The 17986-nt window shown below is 63.2% G+C and carries 14 protein-coding genes; 7 read left to right on the top strand and 7 right to left on the bottom strand.

The features are described 5' to 3' along the window. Positions 1-113: 113 nt before the first annotated feature. Positions 114-2360 carry a hybrid sensor histidine kinase/response regulator gene (locus IFT60_RS07500; RefSeq protein WP_192051224.1) on the top strand — a complete coding sequence of 749 codons (2247 nt, stop codon included), beginning with the start codon at positions 114-116 and terminating at the stop codon, positions 2358-2360. Between the two features lie 286 nt (positions 2361-2646). After that, positions 2647-2850, top strand: coding sequence for a cold-shock protein (locus IFT60_RS07495; protein ID WP_192051221.1), 204 nt, complete (start codon positions 2647-2649; stop codon positions 2848-2850). A 251-nt stretch (positions 2851-3101) separates the two neighbouring features. Here IFT60_RS07495 and IFT60_RS07490 read toward each other — a convergent pair whose 3' ends face one another. From IFT60_RS07490 to IFT60_RS07475, 4 genes are all read right to left on the bottom strand, one after another. Beyond that, on the bottom strand, positions 3102-3527 hold the full coding sequence (locus IFT60_RS07490; RefSeq protein WP_192051219.1) for a gamma-butyrobetaine hydroxylase family protein: 426 nt from the start codon (positions 3525-3527) through the stop codon (positions 3102-3104). A 16-nt stretch (positions 3528-3543) separates the two neighbouring features. Then, entirely contained in the window at positions 3544-3981 is a 438-nt protein-coding gene (locus IFT60_RS07485; protein WP_192051217.1) for an HIT family protein, read from the bottom strand. Continuing rightward, a complete protein-coding gene (locus IFT60_RS07480) occupies positions 3978-7988 on the bottom strand; it encodes a DUF3683 domain-containing protein (RefSeq protein WP_192051215.1) in 4011 nt (1336 codons plus the stop codon). Before IFT60_RS07480 ends, IFT60_RS07485 begins: the two co-directional genes overlap by 4 nt. A gap of 354 nt (positions 7989-8342) precedes the next feature. Further along, entirely contained in the window at positions 8343-8846 is a 504-nt protein-coding gene (locus tag IFT60_RS07475; protein WP_192051212.1) for a YqaA family protein, read from the bottom strand. A 192-nt stretch (positions 8847-9038) separates the two neighbouring features. Between IFT60_RS07475 and ilvA the strand changes: the two genes are divergently transcribed. The 5 genes from ilvA to rapZ all read left to right on the top strand — a co-directional run bounded on the left by ilvA (position 9039) and on the right by rapZ (position 14695). Then, positions 9039-10571 carry a threonine ammonia-lyase, biosynthetic gene (gene ilvA, locus IFT60_RS07470; RefSeq protein ID WP_192051210.1) on the top strand — a complete coding sequence of 511 codons (1533 nt, stop codon included), beginning with the start codon at positions 9039-9041 and terminating at the stop codon, positions 10569-10571. A gap of 488 nt (positions 10572-11059) precedes the next feature. Next, a complete protein-coding gene (queF, locus tag IFT60_RS07465) occupies positions 11060-11890 on the top strand; it encodes an NADPH-dependent 7-cyano-7-deazaguanine reductase QueF (RefSeq protein WP_192051208.1) in 831 nt (276 codons plus the stop codon). Between the two features lie 346 nt (positions 11891-12236). Then, positions 12237-12719: a PTS sugar transporter subunit IIA gene (locus IFT60_RS07460; RefSeq protein ID WP_192051206.1), complete on the top strand. Its 483-nt coding sequence runs from the start codon at positions 12237-12239 to the stop codon at positions 12717-12719. 36 nt (positions 12720-12755) lie between these two features. Then, complete coding sequence (gene hprK / locus IFT60_RS07455) at positions 12756-13691, top strand: HPr(Ser) kinase/phosphatase (RefSeq protein ID WP_056345175.1); 936 nt, start codon at positions 12756-12758, stop codon at positions 13689-13691. A 143-nt stretch (positions 13692-13834) separates the two neighbouring features. Continuing rightward, complete coding sequence (gene rapZ, locus IFT60_RS07450) at positions 13835-14695, top strand: RNase adapter RapZ (RefSeq protein WP_192051203.1); 861 nt, start codon at positions 13835-13837, stop codon at positions 14693-14695. A 170-nt stretch (positions 14696-14865) separates the two neighbouring features. Here the strand turns inward: rapZ and IFT60_RS07445 are convergent, their stop codons facing one another. The 3 genes from IFT60_RS07445 to IFT60_RS07435 all read right to left on the bottom strand — a co-directional run bounded on the left by IFT60_RS07445 (position 14866) and on the right by IFT60_RS07435 (position 17969). Further along, the gene (locus IFT60_RS07445; RefSeq protein ID WP_192051512.1) at positions 14866-15951 is read right to left on the bottom strand and encodes an enoyl-CoA hydratase/isomerase family protein; all 1086 of its coding nucleotides are present in this window, start codon (positions 15949-15951) and stop codon (positions 14866-14868) included. A gap of 129 nt (positions 15952-16080) precedes the next feature. After that, on the bottom strand, positions 16081-16437 hold the full coding sequence (hpf, locus tag IFT60_RS07440) for a ribosome hibernation-promoting factor, HPF/YfiA family (protein ID WP_192051201.1): 357 nt from the start codon (positions 16435-16437) through the stop codon (positions 16081-16083). A gap of 62 nt (positions 16438-16499) precedes the next feature. Beyond that, complete coding sequence (locus IFT60_RS07435) at positions 16500-17969, bottom strand: RNA polymerase factor sigma-54 (protein WP_192051199.1); 1470 nt, start codon at positions 17967-17969, stop codon at positions 16500-16502. Between the last annotated feature and the right edge of the window lie 17 nt (positions 17970-17986).

Genomic DNA, 17986 nt, shown 5'->3' with positions numbered 1-17986 from the left:
CCCGCAACGCACTTGCCGCCGCCGGGGAAAGCCCGTCGCTGCAGCACCAGATTGTTAACTCTTGTATAATTTCTGGTCACCCTTCATTTCCTTCTTTGCAATATTCAATCTGCATGCGAACGAGGACCCGTTTCCTGCTGCTGGTGCTGTCCGTGCTGGTGCCTTCGTTCATCGCAGCGGCGCTGGCGGTCGCTTTTGTCTACCGCGATGCCCAGCAGGCGCAGGATCGCAGCATGGCCGAGACGGCGCGGGCCATCGCGCTGCTCGTCGATAACGAGCTCGAAAAAAAGGAAGAACTGCTGCGCGCGCTGGCCGGCGCCCCTTCGCTCGAGCGCGGCGACCTGGTCGAGTTCTACCAGCACGCCCGCCGCGCCGCGCCGCCGCCGGAATCGGTCATTGTCCTGTTCGACCTGGATGGCCGCCCCCTGCTCAATACCCGGCGCGCCTACGGCAGCGACCTGCCGCCGCGCGGCAGTTCGAATATCGCGCAGCTGATGCAGCATCAGAGCCCGACCGATACCTTCGTGTCCGACCTGTTCGTCTCGCGCACGACCGGGGGCCACGACATTGCGCTGCAGGTGCCGGTGTACGGCGCGACCGGCGATGGCACTCCCGGCGGCAGGCCGGTGCGTTACCTGCTGTCCCTGGGCATAAACGTCGGTTCCCTGCAGCAGTTGCTGGAACGCCAGCGCCTGCCCGCCGCCTGGCTGGCGACGCTGATGGACCGCAACGGGCTGGTCGTGGCGCGCACCCGGGCGCCGGAACTGTACTTGGGCAAACCCGTGCGCGACACCACTCGCGCCATGGTGCGCGGCGTGCAGGAAACGATGGTTGAATCGCGCACCCTGGACGGCATCGATTCGCGCGTGTATGCCAGCACGGTGCCCGGCGCCGACTGGAAGATCCTGCTCAGCATTCCGCGCAGCGAATTGCGCCAGGCGCCGCTGCGCGCCGCCGCCCTGCTCGGCGGCATGATGACGCTGCTGCTGGTCATCGGCCTGGTGGCGGCGCGTCGCTTCGCCAACCGCGCCATCGCGCCGATCGACGCGCTCGGCCGCAGCGCCGTGGCGCTCGGCACCGGCGCCGAAGTGCGCTACCAACCCGCCGGCTGGGCCGAACTCGACAGCGTGGCGCATCACCTGGCCGATGCCAGCACCCGCATCCGCCAGGGCCGGGCCGAGATGGAGGCGCGTGTCGCCGCCGCGATCGCCGCCACCGAACGCGCCCAGAGCGCGCTGCTGAAGAACCAGAAACTCGAATCCCTGGGGCGCCTTACCGGCGGCATCGCCCACGAATACAACAACCTGCTGCAGACGCTGACCACGGCGCTGCAACTGGCGGCCTTCACCACGCGCGACGACAAGGTCAAAAGCCTGATCCAGACTTGCCAGCGCACGGTGGCGCGCGCCACCACCCTCACCGGCCAGCTCGGCGCATTTGGGCGCATGCAGGAAGCGCGCCGCACCACGGTTGACCTGTGTGCGCAGCTGCGCAGCGCCGTGCAGCTGATGAAAGGTTCGCTGGGCGGCAAGGTCGCGGTCGAGGTGCATTGCACGGACGAGGTCTGGCCGGTCACGCTCGAGCCGCTGCAGTTCGACGTGGCGCTGCTGAACCTGGCCATGAATGCGCACGATGCCATGCCGGATGGCGGCGTGCTGCGCCTGGAAGCGAGGAATATCACGATCGACGCTGGCGACGCCGGCTCCGGCCCCGCCCTGGCGCGCGGCGACTACGTGCTGGTAAGCATGGTCGACAGTGGCAGCGGCATGACGCCCGAGGTCATGGCACGCGCACTCGACCCATTCTTCACCACGAAGCCGCCGGGCCAGGGCACGGGCCTGGGCTTGCCGCAAGCCTATGCCTTCGCGACCCAGGCCGGCGGCACGCTGGTGCTCGACAGCATTCCCGGCATCGGCACCCGGGTCGACCTGTACCTGGCGCGCGCCCGCGACGCCGTCACGGCTACCCCCGGGATCGCCGATGGCGCCGCGCCGGCGCACGGCAGCGGCACCGTCCTGTTCGTCGAAGACGACGCCCTGGTACGCGAAGCCGTGCTGCGCGCGCTGCAGGAAAGCGGCTTCGAGGTAATGGTTGCCGAAGACGGCGAAGCCGCCTTGCGCCTGCTGGAAAGCGATGCGCGCCGGCCCGACGTCGTGTTTTCCGACGTCGTCATGCCGGGCCAGGTGAGCGGCATCGACCTGGCCGGCATCCTGCGCGAGCGCTATCCCGGCTTGCCGGTGATCCTGGCGACCGGCTATACCGAACAGCAAGTCGCCGTGCCCGACGTGCAGGTACTGGCCAAGCCGTATGCGATCGAGCAGCTGGTGGCGGTGCTGTCGCAGGCGGTGGTGCAGGACTAGCTGTTCAATACCCCATCCGAAAAAGAGGCTTCTGAGCGGCATTCTTGCAGGACATGCTTAGCGCTCAACAACGTTCATTGCAACCGAGAACGAGATAAGGCGATAAGGCGGCTCAGCTGTCGTTTCGCCCCAACTCGGCAATAAATACGTCGCCAAATTTTCCTTCACGAACGCAAATTTCTGCCTATAATAATTTCGCTTTGTTAAGACAGTCGCTGGCGTCATTCGTTTTCTTCACCGACAGGCCGAAACAAGGCACATTAAAATAAACTTTTGGGGAATTAAAATGACGACTGGCACTGTTAAGTGGTTCAACGATGCAAAAGGTTTTGGTTTCATCACGCCTGACGGCGGCGGTGAAGACCTGTTCGCGCACTTCTCGGCAATCAACGCACCGGGCTTCAAATCCCTGTCGGAGAATCAGCGCGTGAGCTTCGAGATCACCACTGGCCCGAAGGGCAAACAGGCTGCCAATATCCAGCCGCAGTGATATTTGGATCGCGTGGCCGCTGCGGTGGCTGACGCGGTTTGAATAAATGAAAAAGCGCCTTTCGGGGCGCTTTTTTTATGGGTAATTGATTGGGCAGGTTGCCGGATGCGGTGGTGGATCAGGCGCTGCCGTACCGCGTGGGCTCGAGAGCCCACCCTACATTATGCGACTGTTCCATGAACTTGCTATAGGCGGTGGTGCACCGTAGGGTGGGCACTTGTGCCCACGCGGATCACCGTATGCGACCCAGCTCAGTGGTTATGGCCACTCCCGCAAACACCCCCACGCACCAGTGCTCCCGGCAACACCGTGCCCGGCTCGCGTCCGCTATCGCCTTCGAACCCCGCCGCCTGCAAGCGTCCGAGATACTCCTGCCACAGCGCCGCATGCTCGCTGCCCAGTTTATAAAGATAATCCCAGGTAAAGATCCCGCTATCGTGCCCATCGGTAAACAGCGGTTTCACCGCGTAATTCCCCACCGGCTCGACGCCGCTGATGCCAACCTCGCGCTTGCCTACTTGCAGGGTTTCCTGGCCCGGCCCGTGGCCTTTCACTTCGGCCGAAGGCGAATACACGCGCAGCAGCTCGAAAGGAATGGAAAAGGCGCGGCCGTCGTTGAAAGCGATGTCGAGCAGGCGGGATTTCTGGTGGACGGTCAGTTCGGTTGGAATCGGCATGGTCAGTTTTTACTATTTACTTGTCTGTTCGGTTCATGCGGCGCGCGATGGCGTCGGCAAGGTGCGGCAACATGGCGCGGCGTGCATCGAGCACGGCGGCGTCCGTTTCGCGTACCGCTGCGGCCCACACGGGCGCCGGGAAGTGCGCGTCGTCAGTGTAGCGCGGGATGACGTGCCAGTGCAGGTGCGGCACGACGTTGCCCAGGCTCGCCACGTTGATTTTAACCGGCGCCATGGTCTCGCGAATCGCCTGCTCGACCTCGTACACCGCTTCGTTCAGCAGCAAGCGATCCGCAAGCGCGAGGTCGCTCATTTCGCGCACGTGGTCGCGCCAGATGACGCGGCAAAAGCCGGGATAATTCGTATCGTCGACCAGGATCACCGAAAATTTTTCGTTGGCGTGCACCGTCGATGCGGCGAACTGGCACAGCTCGCAGTTCGGGAGACTCGTCATACCAGTACCCGCTCGATCCCGCCATTGTTGGCGCGCGCCACGTAATCGGGCAGCCAGTTCTCGCCCAGCAGGTGTTTGGCGATCTCGACGACGATGTAGTCGGCCGAGGTGTTCGCGTCGCCGTTGTAGCGCGACAGGCCTTGCAGGCAGGATGGGCAGCTGGTCAGCACCTTGACTTCGCCCTCGAAACCATCCGCGCGCAGCTTGGCCGCGCCCTTCTCCATCTCGGCTTCCTTGCGGTAGCGTACCTGGGTCGCGATGTCCGGACGCGTCACGGCAAAGGTGCCGGACTCGCCGCAGCAGCGGTCGTTCTTTTCGATTTTCACGTTGTCGAACGTGCTCACCAATTCGTTCACGGTCTTGATCGAATCCTGCATCTTCATCGGCGTGTGGCAAGGGTCGTGGTACATGTAGCGCGTGCCTTCCACGCCTTCGAGCTTCACCCCTTTTTCAAGCAGGTATTCATGGATGTCCATGATGCGGCAGCCAGGGAAGATCTTTTCGAATTCATAGGTCGCCAGCTGGTCGTAGCAGGTGCCGCACGAAACCAGCACCGTCTTGATGTCGAGGTAGTTCAGGGTATTTGCCATGCGGTGGAACAGCACGCGGTTATCCGTCATCATCTTGTCGGCCTTGTCGTACTGGCCGGCGCCGCGTTGCGGATAGCCGCAGCACAGGTAACCCGGCGGCAGCACGGTTTGCACACCGACTTCCCACAGCATCGCTTGCGTGGCCAGGCCGACCTGCGAGAACAGGCGCTCGGAACCGCAGCCGGGGAAGTAGAACACCGCTTCGCTGTCGGCATTGGTCGCCTTCGGGTTGCGGATGATCGGGATCACCTTGTCGTCCTCGATGTCGAGCAGCGCGCGCGCCGTCTTCTTCGGCAGATTACCCGGCATTTTCTTGTTAATAAAATGGATCACCTGCTCGCGCACCGGCGCTTTACCCGTGGTCGGTGGCGGTGCGGCGGTCTGCTCTTTCGCGAACTTGCGCAGCAGCTGGTTGCCGAGCCGCTGCGCCTTGAAACCGACGCCGACCATCGCCTTGCGGGTGGCGTTGATGGTGGTCGGGTCGGTCGCGTTCAGGAAGAACATGGCCGCGCGGTTCGCCGGTTTGAAGCTGCGCTTGTCCATCTTGCGCAGCAAATTCCGCATGTTCATCGAGACATCGCCGAAGTCGATGTTGACCGGGCATGGCGTGACGCACTTGTGGCACACGGTGCAGTGGTCGGAGACGTCTTCGAATTCTTCCCAGTGGCGGATCGAGACGCCGCGGCGGGTCTGCTCTTCGTAGAGGAAAGCTTCGATCAGGGCCGAGGTGGCCAGGATCTTGTCGCGCGGCGAATACAGCAAATTCGATTGCGGCACGTGGGTGGTGCAGACCGGCTTGCATTTACCACAGCGCAGGCAATCCTTGATCGAATTGGCGATTTCGCCGATATCGCTTTGCTGCATGATCAGCGATTCGTGGCCCATCAGGCCGAACGACGGCGTATAGGCATTGCGCAGGTCGGCGTGGGCTTCCTTCAGGTTCAGCAGCTTGCCCTTGTTGAAGCGCCCTTCCGGATCGACGCGCAGCTTGTAGTCGCGGAAGTCCTGGATTTCGGAATCAAGCAAAAATTCGAGTTTCGTGATGCCGATGCCGTGTTCGCCCGAGATCACGCCGTCGAGCGAGCGCGCCAGCTTCATGATGCGCTCGACCGCCTTATGCGCATCCTGCAGCATCGCGTAATCGTCCGAGTTCACCGGCAGATTCGTGTGGACGTTGCCGTCGCCGGCGTGCATGTGCAGCGCGACAAAGACGCGCGAGCGCAAGACGCGCTTGTGGATCGCGACGGTCTCGTCGAGGATGCATTTGTAGGCGGCGCCATTGAAAATCTGGCGCAGCGGCGCGCGCAGGTCGTGCTTCCACGAGATGCGCAGGGTATGGTCCTGCACCACGTCGAACAGGGTCGCCTCCCGCTGGTTGCCGATGCGCAGATCGAAGGTGCTGGAAAGGTGCCCCAGGCCGAGTTCGTCGAGCTGGTGGTGGACGTCGACCAGCTTGCGGTCCAGGTTCGCCAGCACATAAGTCCAGCGCGCCTGCACGGCCTCGACCAGGGCCACGGCCTGCTCCGGCCGGTCTCCCATGATCTCGTCGCGCGCGACCGTGTCGCCGCTGGCGTCGTCGCTCTTTTCCAGCGGCAGGTGGCCGCCCGACAGATAGGTGTGCAGTTCGCCGGCCAGCTGCAGTTTATTTTTGATCGACAGCTCGACGTTGATGCGCTCGATACCGTCGGTGTACTCGCCCATCCGGTTCAGCGGAATGACGACGTCTTCGTTGATTTTAAAGGCATTGGTATGGCGCGCGATGGCCGCGGTACGGGCGCGGTCCAGCCAGAATTTCTTGCGCGCTTCGGCGCTGACGGCCACAAACCCTTCGCCGACGCGCGTGTTCGCGATGCGCACCACTTCCGAGGCGGCCATGGCGACGGCATTTTCGTCGTCGCCGACGATGTCGCCGAACAGCGCCATTTTCGGCAGCGAGCCGCGCTTGGATTTAGTGGCGTAGCCGACCGCGCGCAGGTAGCGTTCATCGAGGTGTTCGAGGCCGGCGAGACGCAGTGTCTCGAATTCGGGCTTGCCGTTTTTCGGCAGCGAATCGAGGTAATCCTTGATCTCGACGATCGACGGAATCGCATCGCGCGCCTGGCCGAAGAATTCCAGCGCCACGGTGCGCGTAAACTTCGGCATTTTATGGAGGATCCAGCGGCCCGAGGTGATCAAGCCATCGGTGCCCTCTTTCTGGATGCCCGGCAGGCCGGAGAGGAATTTGTCGGTGACGTCTTTACCGAGCCCCTCCTTGCGGAACTTGCGGCCCTCGATGGTCAGCGTCTCGGTGCGGAAGGGCGCGCCTTTGGGGGCGCCTTTCACGGCCGGGTGTGTCCATTCGAGTTTGAAAACAGCGGTCGGCGCGTCGTGGATCTTGCCGAGATTGTGCTCGAGGCGCGTGACTTCGAGCCAGTCGCCGTTCGGGTCGACCATGCGCCAGGAAGCGAGGTTGTCGAGCGCCGTGCCCCACAAGACCGCCTTCTTGCCGCCCGCGTTCATGGCGATGTTCCCGCCGATGCAGGAAGCGTGCGCCGAGGTCGGGTCGACCGCGAACACGAAGCCGGCCTTTTCCGCCGCTTGCGAGACACGCTGGGTGACGACGCCGGCGCCGGTGTGGATGGTGGCGTAGTCGCGGTCGACACCTGGCAGGCGCGTCATTTCGACTTCGCCCAGGCCGATCAGTTTCTCGGTGTTGATCACGGCCGACATCGCGGTCAGCGGAATCGCGCCGCCCGTGTAGCCGGTGCCGCCGCCGCGCGGGATGATGGTCAGCCCGAGTTCGATGCAGCCTTTGACCAGACCGGCCATCTCTTCTTCGCTGTCGGGCACTAGCACCAGGAACGGGTATTCGACGCGCCAGTCGGTGGCGTCGGTCACGTGCGAGACGCGGTGCATGCCGTCGAAGCGGATGTTGCGTTTATCGGTATAGGCGCCGAGCACGGCGCGCGCCTTTTTGCGCAGGTCGTACATGTCGCGGAATTCGCGGCCGAAGTCGTCGACGGCCTGGGTTGCTGCGGCCAGCAGCTGCTCCACCGCGCTGCTGCGTGCGGCCACGGTGTCGGCGTCGCCACCGTCGGCGGTGTCCACGGTCAGGCGGCGCTTGTCAACTTCGGCCAGGCGATGATGCAAGGCGTCGATCAGTTTCTGGCGCCGCTTCGGGTTGTCCAGCATGTCGTCCTGCAGGTACGGGTTCCTGCGCACCACCCAGATATCGCCCAGCACCTCGTACAGCATGCGCGCCGACCGCCCGGTCTGGCGCGCGCCGCGCAGCTGGTCGAGCAGCTGCCAGGACGACTCGCCGAGCAGGCGGATCACGATTTCGCGGTCCGAGAACGAGGTGTAGTTATAGGGAATTTCGCGCAGGCGCGCCGGTGCGTTATCGGCGAGCAGGGTCTGGATGTGTACTGGGGCGTTCATGGATGATCGACGTTTGGACTGGCCCGAAGGACAACCATTCTAGCTTATTGCGCCGCACAACGCAGAGCCGGGACGTTTTCATGCAGAGCTGGTAAGCAAGAAAATGTGCAACAACGGCCCGCCGTGCAAATTAGATTTGCAAAAAACAGCCTGCAGGCATCAAAAATATGACTGAGATCTCGTTAACCCAAATCGCAGGGACGTAGGGTGGGCGGGGCAATTCACGGCAATGCCGTGAATTGCCCCACGCGGTGATACGCGGCGGCGAGATCATCGTGCACGGAAGCGGAGCCGTCGCGTATCACCGCGTGGACTCAAGAGTCCACCCTACGAGTCCACCCTACCACACCAAAATCAGCCTGTGATTCGCGTGATCATTGTGCCCAGATTCCTCCAGAAATCATCCGGCACATAAAGCAGCACCAGCGTCATGGTCAGATACCGCCCGAACTTCCCGATCGCCATGTACATCACGCTCGGCCAGAACGGCAAGTGCAGCCACCCCGCCAGCGTGCACAGCGGATCGCCGATTCCCGGCAGCCAGGACAGCAGCATGGTCTTGGCGCCGTACTTCGCCAGCCAGCCGAACCAGCGGCTCTGGCGCTCGCGCGCGAAGGCGATCTTGGCGCGGTAGCCGAGCAGGTAGTCGACCGCGCCGCCGAGCGTGTTGCCGAGGGTGGCGACCAGGATCGCCGGCCAGAACATGGCCTCGTTGGCCTTGATGACGGCGAACACGGCCGGCTCGGAGCCGAGCGGGACCAGGGTGGCGGAGACGAATGCGATGACGAAGACCGACGTGAGCCCGACTGTGGGAGCGGCGAGAACCTTGAGCAGCCAGAGGACAGCGGTTTCGATCATCGGTTGAGGTTCGGCAGTGGGAGGCGTCCATTATAATGAGGAAAACACATCGCCCCGACACGATACGACGCGCCCGCTACCCGGGCCTTCGTCTCGCACTGCAGCCAGGTCACCCGCCACGGTAAACAGTCTCGCGTCACAGGAACCAGGACACTGGCCAACCATCCTCCTTTCCACGCTTTCAAGCTGACCATGACCACCGACTACCTGAAAAAAATCCTCACCGCGCGCGTCTACGACGTCGCCGAGGAAACGCCGCTCGAACTCGCGCCCACCCTCTCGCAGCGCTTCAATAACCGCATCTATTTCAAGCGCGAAGACATGCAGAGCGTGTTCAGTTTCAAACTGCGCGGCGCCTACAACAAGATGGCGCACCTGTCGCCCGAAGCGTTAAAACGCGGCGTGATCTGCGCCTCGGCCGGCAACCATGCGCAAGGCGTGGCGCTGTCGGCCGCGAAGCTCGGCTGCCGCGCGCTGATCGTGATGCCGACCACGACCCCGCAAGTGAAAATCGACGCGGTCAAGGCGCGTGGCGGCAATGCGGTCGAGGTCGTGCTGCATGGCGACTCCTACACCGACGCCTACAACCACGCGATCCTGCTCGAGCGCGAACAGAAGCTGACCTTCGTCCATCCGTTCGACGACCCCGACGTGATCGCCGGCCAAGGCACGATCGGCATGGAGATCCTGCGCCAGCACTCGGGACCGATCCACGCGATCTTTGTCGCCATCGGCGGCGGCGGCCTGGTCTCGGGCATCGGCGCCTATGTGAAAGCGGTGCGGCCGGACATCCGCATCATCGGCGTGCAGTCGATCGACTCGGATGCGATGGCCAGGAGCCTCAAGGCGGGCGAGCGCGTCACGCTGGCGGACGTCGGCCTGTTCGCCGACGGCATCGCCGTGCGCCTGGTCGGAGAAGAGACCTTCCGTGTGGCGAAGGAGGTGGTCGACGAGATCATCCTGGTCGATACCGATGCCATCTGCGCGGCGATCCAGGACGTGTTCCAGGACACGCGCAGCATCCTCGAGCCGGCCGGCGCGCTGGCGGTCGCTGGCGCCAAGGCGTATGTGGAACGCTCGCAGATGGCGCGCCAGCCGATCAAGAACGAAACCCTGGTGGCGGTCGCCTGCGGCGCCAACATGAATTTCGACCGCCTGCGTTTTGTGGCCGAACGCGCCGAACTGGGCGAGGCGCGCGAAGCCGTGTTCGCGGTGACGATTCCCGAGCAGCGCGGCAGTTTCAAACGTTTCTGTGCGCTGGTCGGCGCGCGCAACGTCACCGAGTTCACGTACCGCATCAGCGACGCGCGCCAGGCGCACGTGTTCGTCGGCGTGCAGGTGAGCAGCCGCGGCGAATCGGGCCTGCTGGCCCACACGTTCGAGCAGCACGATTTCGCCACCCTCGACCTCACCCACGACGAACTGGCCAAGCTGCACATCCGCCACCTGGTCGGCGGCAAAAGCGCGCTGGCGCGCGACGAGCTGCTGTACCGCTTCGAATTCCCCGAACGTCCCGGCGCGCTGATGCGCTTCCTGGACAGCATGGCGCCGAACTGGAATATCTCGCTGTTCCACTATCGGAACCAGGGCGGCGACGTCGGCCGGATCCTGGTGGGGCTGCAGGTGCCGGGCGGGGAGATGGACGACTTCCGGCAGTTCCTGGCGACGCTGGGGTACCGGTATTGGGATGAGACGGCGAATCCGGTCTATAAACTGTTTTTGTGATTCGTTCGGGTGGAGCCGACCACCTTGCATGTGTATGCAGCAGAACGTAGGGGTCATTGATGCCAATGGCATCAATGACGGATTCACCGGACGGCTCCACCCGGCTGACCGAACATTGTTGACGCTGGCGCCGCCCACGCGTTCAACCGGCTCCAGAAACCTCGCGTCGTATCGACTGTGCGTTGAACGCGTGGGCGGCGCACATGCAGCGTTTGTTCATATTGCTGGGTGGAGCCGCCCACCCTACGGCTTGCTGCACGCTGCTCGGCTAAGCAAGCGTCAGGCATACGCGTAAGGTGGGCGGCTCTACCCAGCTGCTTGATCATTGTTGACGCTGACGCCGCCCACGCGTTCAACTGCCGCCAAGCGGACACGGCGCGCAAGCCACCCCGGAAAGGTGTACGATACGCCGCTTTGCCGCCGCCGGGCCGGCATGGATTGCGATAGTTACCCGCTGTCGCGCAGCGCCGGCGCTTCCAGACGAGATCATGAACAATACCCCCGATCAATCGCCACTTGGCAAATCCTCCGCCTACCAGACCCAGTACGCGCCCGAGTTGCTGTTCCCGATTCCGCGCCAGCAAAAGCGCGACGAACTGGCCATCCAGGGCACGATGCCGTTCTTCGGCCTCGACATCTGGAATGCCTACGAATTGTCGTGGCTGAACATGCGCGGCAAGCCGCAGGTGGCGATCGCGACCATCAGCGCGCCGGCCGATTCGCCGAACATCGTCGAATCGAAATCGTTCAAGCTGTACCTGAATTCCTTCAACCAGACCCGCGTGGCCGGCGTCGAGGCGCTGGTGGCGCTGCTGCGCGAGGACCTGTCGAACGCTTTCGGCGCGCCGGTGCACATCACGATTACCGAACCGGAAAACTTCGGCAAGCTGAAAATGGGCGAACTCGAGGGCTTGTCGCTGGACCGCATGGACATCGAGGTCGACGATTATTCGCCGGCGCCGCACCTGCTGACGGCCAATTTCAACGAGGCGCCGGTCGAAGAAACCCTGGTGTCGAACTTGCTGAAATCGAATTGCCTGGTCACCGGCCAGCCGGACTGGGGCAGCGTGCAGATCGACTACGTCGGTCCGCAAATCGACCAGGAAGGGCTGTTGCGCTACCTGATCGGTTTCCGCGAGCACAACGAATTTCACGAACAATGTGTCGAGCGCATCTTCATGGACATCCTGCGTCAGTGCAAGCCGACCAAGCTGGCGGTCTACGCGCGCTATACGCGCCGAGGTGGCCTCGACATCAATCCATGGCGCGCCAATTTCAGTACCGGACGACCGCACAACCTGCGCGGCGCGCGCCAGTAGGATGCTGCGTCTTCGGCCTGTACCTTTCCAGCCACAGAAACTGACGGAAAAACAACAGCCGGCACGGTGCGTCCGCTTAAACACTTTTTAAGCAAATACGGGGAAACTACGGTCGATGCGGCCTGTCTCTGCCGTTTCATTCGGTACGTATCAATTTTCGATACGGAAATTGCGTGGACCTTGTGGAAGCGCAAACAGCGCTCATCGCACTGCTGGCTAAAAGCCTGAAATCGGTGGGCGACAGGCGTACGATACCGACGCGAAATCGAATTACATGGTCGAAAAACCGGCCTATAATTCTGCTCCGCAAGTCTGCTATTGTGCGCCGCAACATGAAAAGCGTGAAATGACCAATCTGAGCAAAATCCTTTCTCTCGAAAACGTCCAGCTCGACATCGAGGTATCCAGCAAGAAGCGCGCCTTTGAACAGGCCGGACTGATTTTCGAGAACAACTGCGGGATTGCCCGCTCGACCGTGTCGGAAAACCTGTTCGCGCGCGAGCGCCTCGGTTCCACCGGCCTTGGCCATGGCGTGGCCGTGCCGCACGGACGCATTAAGGGCAGCAAGAGCTTGAAGCAACCGATCGCCGCCTTCGTGCGCCTGGCGGCGCCGATTCCGTTCGAGTCGCCCGACGGCCAGCCGGTCAGCCTGCTGTTTTTCCTGCTGATTCCGGACCACGTGACCCAGCAGCACCTGGAAATCCTGTCCGAGATCGCCGAACTGTTCTCGGACGAAGCGATCCGCACGGCGCTGGCCACCGAGTCCGATCCGCGCGCGATCCACGAACGTATTATCAACTGGCAACCTAGCTTGCAGGCCTTGGGTTAAACTCGGGGGAGTTCCCTCCCCTTATTTTCTCTCGCCATGCTGCAGACTCCGCTCACCATCCAACGGCTGTACGACGACAACCGCGACAGCCTGCAACTGGGCTGGTTCGCCGGCTTTCCCGGCGGCGAGCGACTCATTTCCGGCGACGTCGCCTCGGCCGCCGACCAGGTCGGCCACCTGAACCTGATCCACCCGGGCCGCATCCAGGTCTTCGGGCACCAGGAACTGAATTACTACCACCGCCTGAAATCGAGTTCGCGCAGCCACGTCATCGGCGAACTGATCGGCGGCGGACCGCCGGCGCTGATCATCGCGCAAGGCCTGGAAACCCCGCCCGACATCCTTGCCATTTGCGACGAGCAGAACATTCCCCTGTTCTCGACGCCGCTGCCGGCCGCCCAGGTGATCGACTTCCTGCGGGTCTACCTGTCGAAGAAGCTGGCCCAGCGCGTGATCATGCACGGCGTCTTCATGGACGTGCTCGGCGTGGGCGTGCTGATCACCGGCGACTCGGGCCTCGGTAAAAGCGAGCTCGGCCTGGAACTGATCTCGCGCTCGCACGGCCTGGTCGCCGACGACGCCGTCGAATTCTCGCGCATCGCGCCCAACATGATCGAGGGCCGCTGCCCGCCGCTGCTGCAGAACCTGCTGGAAGTGCGCGGCCTTGGCCTGCTCGACATCAAGGCGATCTTCGGCGAGACCGCCGTGCGCCGCAAGATGCGCCTGAAACTGATCGTGCACCTCGTGAAACGCGGCGTGCTCGACGAAGAAGTCGAGCGCCTGCCCTTCCACTTTCCGACCGAAGAAGTGCTGGGTCTGCCGATCCGCAAGGTCGTCATCCCGGTCGCGGCCGGCCGCAACATCGCGGTGCTGCTCGAGGCCGCGGTGCGCAATACGATCCTGCAGCTGCGCGGGATCGATACGCTGCAGGAGTTCATGGAGCGGCAACGTCAAGCCATGAGCGGGGATTGAGTGTTGCCAAGGAGTCTGCCCTTGCAAGGGCAGACCGTTGCGCAGGCGCGGGACATGTCCCGCGAAACCCCTGCTCCACCAACGTCAAGCCATGAGCGGGGATTGAGACGACAAATGGGGGGCGCTTGCGGTATCATCGCGCCATGCACATCGTTCTCATCACCGGTATTTCCGGCTCGGGCAAATCGGTTGCCCTGAATGTCCTGGAAGACGCGGGTTATTACTGCGTCGACAACCTGCCGCCGCCCCTGCTGCCGCAGCTGGTCGATTCTGTCTCGACGAGCACGATCAAACTGGCGGTGGCGGTCGATGCCCGCAGCGCCGAATCGCTGGCCGGCTTGCCCCTCACGGTGCGCACGCTCAAGGAAGAAGGACACCAGGTCAAGGTGCTGTTCCTGACCGCGAGCACCCATTCGCTGGTCGCGCGCTTTTCCGAAACGCGGCGCAGCCACCCGCTGTCGCATACCCTGATGCCGGGCCAGAACCCGGCCGCGCGCCGTACCCTGATCGAGTGCATCGCCGAAGAGCGCGAGCGCCTGGGCGCCATCGAGCAGCTCGGCCACGTGATCGATACGTCGGAGGCCTCGGCCAATAAACTGCGCGCCTGGATCAAGGAGCTGGCCGAGGTCCAGCATGCGCCGCTGACGCTGTTCTTCGAATCCTTCGCCTTCAAGGTCGGCGTGCCGCTCGACGCCGACTTCGTGTTCGACGTGCGCGCCGTCCCGAATCCGTATTACGACCTGGCGCTGCGCCCGCTGACCGGCAAGGACGCCCCCGTGATCGCCTTCCTCGACGCCCAGCCCAGCGCCACCGAGATGTTGCACGACATCTGCAAATTCGTGGAAAAGTGGCTGCCCTCGTTCAAGACGGATAACCGCAGCTACCTGACGGTGGCGGTGGGCTGCACGGGCGGGCAGCATCGCTCGGTGTACATGGCGGAGCGGCTGGCGGCCTACTTCAACGAGACCGAGCGCGTGGTGGTGAGGCACCGCGAGCAGTCGTAAACCGGTTGTCGATTCTCGTAGGGTGGGCACTTGTGCCCACGCGGACGCACCGGTTGATCAGCGGTAAAAATCGCTTAAGATGCCTCGGTCGCGTTATGTCTCACACGGTACGGCCCGCGAAAGTACGACCGCGTGGGCTCGAGAGCCCACCCTACGGTGCATCACCGATATCAGCTTAAATGGCGCAACGGATGCGCGTGATCCGGCCACACCGGCGCGAAGAACTGGTCCACCATCTCCGGCGTCACGGCGTCGAGCGTCGGCGGATTCCATTGCGGCGCATTGTCCTTGTCGATCACCAGCGCGCGCACGCCTTCCAGCACTTCGCCGTGCTCGAAATTGCGGCGCACCAGCGAACGCTCCATGCGCAGGCAGTCGGCCACCGACAGCGTCGCGCCGCGCACCAGCATCTGGTGCGTTACGCACATCATCAGCGGCGAGCGCTGGCGCATCGCAGCCAATGCTTTTTGCGCGAACGGCTCCTCGTCTCCTGCCAGCGAATTCATGATCGCGGTTACCGAACCGGCGCCGAAGTGGCGGTCGATGGCGCTGCGCTGCGTTTCCAGCGTGCTGGCCCCGGCATCATCGGTAAAGCGCGCAGCGAAAGTGCGGATCGCCTCGGCCAGCTGCGCCCCCGGCGTCGCGGAGATCAGCGCGTTCAATTCACCCAGCTGCGCGCCTGGCACGAACACGTCGGCCAGGCCGACGTAGAGCGCGTCGGCCGCGCCGATCGTCAGTCCCGTCAAGCCGAGGTAATTGCCCAGCTGCCCGGGTGCATGCGACAGGAAATGGCTGCCGCCGACGTCCGGGAACAGGCCGATGTTCACTTCCGGCATGGCCATCTTGGTGCGCTCGGTCACGATGCGCAGGCCGCTGTCCGGACCGCCCTGGGCGATGCCCATGCCGCCGCCCATCACCACGCCATCCATGATCGCAATGTACGGCTTCGGATAAAAATGGATCAGGTGGTTCAGCGCGTATTCTTCGGTAAAAAAATCTTCCAGCAGCGCGCTGTTGGCGGTCGGGGTGGCGTGGCCGGCTTCGTGGAAAAAGCGGATGTCGCCGCCGGCGCACAGGGCTTTTTCGCTGCTGCTGGCGAGTACCACCGCGTCGACTGCGGCGTCGTCGCGCCAGGCCAGCAGGATGTCGGTCAGGCGCCGCACCATGGCCAGCGACAGGGAGTTCAGGGCTTTCGGACGGTCGAGCGTGATGATGCCGGTGCCGTTGGCAACGCGGGTCAGGACATGGTCGGTCATGGTCAGCAGGATGATGGGAGAGACGTGCATTTTACCCAAGACACGCTCACGCTCCCACACATTGAGGATGTGAAAAAACTGAAAAGGGCGCCTCGCGGCGCCCTCGTTCAGACGGTGCTCGGTGCGCGATTACGTCGCAGCAGCGGCCTCTCCGCCTTCAGGCAGGCGCTTGAGCGCCTCGCGACTATGGTCCTTCATCATGGTCTTGTACTTCAACACCTGGCGGTCCAGCCTGTCCATCAACAGGTCGATCGCGGCATACAGGTCTTGCGCCACACTCTCCACGTGCACTGTCTTGCCCGACAGGCGCAGGTTGATCTCGGCTTTCTGTCTTTTGTCTTTTTCGGTGAGATTGTCGATCGCGAGGATGACATGGGAATCGATCACTTGATCGAAATGGCGGGTGATGCGTTCGAGCTTGTTCTGTACGTATTCACGGATGGCGGGGGTGACATCGAGGTGGTGGCCACTGATGGTGAGATTCATACACACTCCTTTGATAAATGCGCGGCACCGCTCGGCGCTTGGGTCGCACGCGGGAGCCGCTGTTACAAGGATTTGCGGAGACTGACGGGAGGTATCTTGAGCGCCTCGCGGTATTTTGCTACCGTGCGACGCGCAATGACCATGCCTTGTTCACCGAGCATTTCCGCGATCTTGCTATCGGATAATGGGTTCTTTGGGTCCTCTGCTCCTGTCAGCTGCGCAATGAGCGCCCGTATCGCCGTCGACGATGCTTCGCCCCCCGCTTCGGTGGCAACATGGCTTCCGAAGAAATACTTCAACTCAAACATGCCGTGCGGGGTCAGCATGAATTTCTGAGTTGTTACGCGAGAAATGGTGCTCTCGTGCAGACCCAGTGTATCAGCAATCTCGCGAAGCACAAGGGGACGCATGGCAACCGCGCCATGGCTGAAAAAGTTCTTCTGGCGCTCCACAATTGCCTGTGACACACGCAGGATCGTATCGAAGCGCTGGCGCATGTTCTTGATGAGCCACTTCGCTTCCTGCAGCTGCGCGCTCATCTGCCCCTCGCCCTTGCCGCCCTTGAGCAGGTTGGCGTAGACGTTGTTCACGCGCAGGCGCGGCATCACTTCATTGTTCAGCGCGACGCTCCAGCCGGATGCCGTCTTGCGGACAATAACGTCCGGAACGACATAGTCCGAGGTGCTCGACGCAAAGGCCGCGCCGGGGTGCGGATTGCACTGGCGGATCACGGCTTGCGCTTCGCGCAGGTCTTCGTCGTCGCAGTCGAGCGCCTTTTTCAGCTTGTTGAATTCGCGCTGCGCGAACCAGGTCAGGTAGCCCTCGACGATTTTCAGCGCCATGCGCCGCGTCACCAGCGGCACGCCGGGCATGCTGCGAATTTGCAGCGCCAGGCATTCGGCCGCGCTGCGCGCACCGACGCCGACCGGGTCGAGGCTTTGCACCAGCGCCAGCGCGCAGCGCAGTTCGTCGATCTCGACTTCGAGCTCTTCCGGCAAGCGCGCGTGGATCTCGTCGAGCTGCTCTTCCAGGTAGCCGTTGTCGTCGATGGCGTCGATCACCAGTTCGGCCAGGGCGCGGTCGCGCGCCGTCACGCCGGTGACGCGGATCTGTTCCGTCAGGTGTTCGCGCAAGGTGACGCCGATGGCGCCCAGCTGCGGACGGCCGTCGTCGTCGTTCTCGCCGCTGGAGGTGCGTGCGCCTTCTCCCCAGTCGGCATCGGGTTCGCCGCGTTCGACGTCGCCGCCTTCGCCGCCATCGCCCGCCTCAAGAGGCGCGGGCGCGTCTTCGCCGTTTGGCGCCGGCGCGTCGGGCGCCTGTGCCGGCGCATCGTTGATGGCGCCGTCCGCCAGCAGACGCACCGAGTGGTCGAGCGGATCGTCGAGCCGTTCGAGCAGGGGATTGTCGGACAGGATCTGCTCGATCTCCTGGTGCAGTTCGAGCGTGGACAGCTGCAGCAGGCGGATCGACTGCTGCAGCTGCGGCGTGAGCGCCAGGTGCTGCGAGGTCCGGAGTTGCAGGGATTGTTTCATGGCGCGGTGTGGTTCTT

Source organism: Massilia sp. CFBP 13721 (assembly GCF_014842025.1).
GTDB lineage: Bacteria > Pseudomonadota > Gammaproteobacteria > Burkholderiales > Burkholderiaceae_D > Telluria.
Note: the sequence above shows the minus strand (reverse complement) of the source record. Positions and strands in the feature narration are given on the sequence as shown.

Excerpts from the sequence above, each read along its gene's own strand:
- IFT60_RS07500 (WP_192051224.1), top strand. The coding sequence starts at position 114 with ATGCGAACGAGGACCCGTTTCCTGCTGCTGGTGCTGTCCGTGCTGGTG.
- IFT60_RS07495 (WP_192051221.1), top strand. The coding sequence starts at position 2,647 with ATGACGACTGGCACTGTTAAGTGGTTCAACGATGCAAAAGGTTTTGGT.
- IFT60_RS07490 (WP_192051219.1), bottom strand. The coding sequence starts at position 3,527 with ATGCCGATTCCAACCGAACTGACCGTCCACCAGAAATCCCGCCTGCTC.
- IFT60_RS07485 (WP_192051217.1), bottom strand. The coding sequence starts at position 3,981 with ATGACGAGTCTCCCGAACTGCGAGCTGTGCCAGTTCGCCGCATCGACG.
- IFT60_RS07480 (WP_192051215.1), bottom strand. The coding sequence starts at position 7,988 with ATGAACGCCCCAGTACACATCCAGACCCTGCTCGCCGATAACGCACCG.
- IFT60_RS07475 (WP_192051212.1), bottom strand. The coding sequence starts at position 8,846 with ATGATCGAAACCGCTGTCCTCTGGCTGCTCAAGGTTCTCGCCGCTCCC.
- ilvA (WP_192051210.1), top strand. The coding sequence starts at position 9,039 with ATGACCACCGACTACCTGAAAAAAATCCTCACCGCGCGCGTCTACGAC.
- queF (WP_192051208.1), top strand. The coding sequence starts at position 11,060 with ATGAACAATACCCCCGATCAATCGCCACTTGGCAAATCCTCCGCCTAC.
- IFT60_RS07460 (WP_192051206.1), top strand. The coding sequence starts at position 12,237 with ATGACCAATCTGAGCAAAATCCTTTCTCTCGAAAACGTCCAGCTCGAC.
- hprK (WP_056345175.1), top strand. The coding sequence starts at position 12,756 with ATGCTGCAGACTCCGCTCACCATCCAACGGCTGTACGACGACAACCGC.
- rapZ (WP_192051203.1), top strand. The coding sequence starts at position 13,835 with ATGCACATCGTTCTCATCACCGGTATTTCCGGCTCGGGCAAATCGGTT.
- IFT60_RS07445 (WP_192051512.1), bottom strand. The coding sequence starts at position 15,951 with ATGACCGACCATGTCCTGACCCGCGTTGCCAACGGCACCGGCATCATC.
- hpf (WP_192051201.1), bottom strand. The coding sequence starts at position 16,437 with ATGAATCTCACCATCAGTGGCCACCACCTCGATGTCACCCCCGCCATC.
- IFT60_RS07435 (WP_192051199.1), bottom strand. The coding sequence starts at position 17,969 with ATGAAACAATCCCTGCAACTCCGGACCTCGCAGCACCTGGCGCTCACG.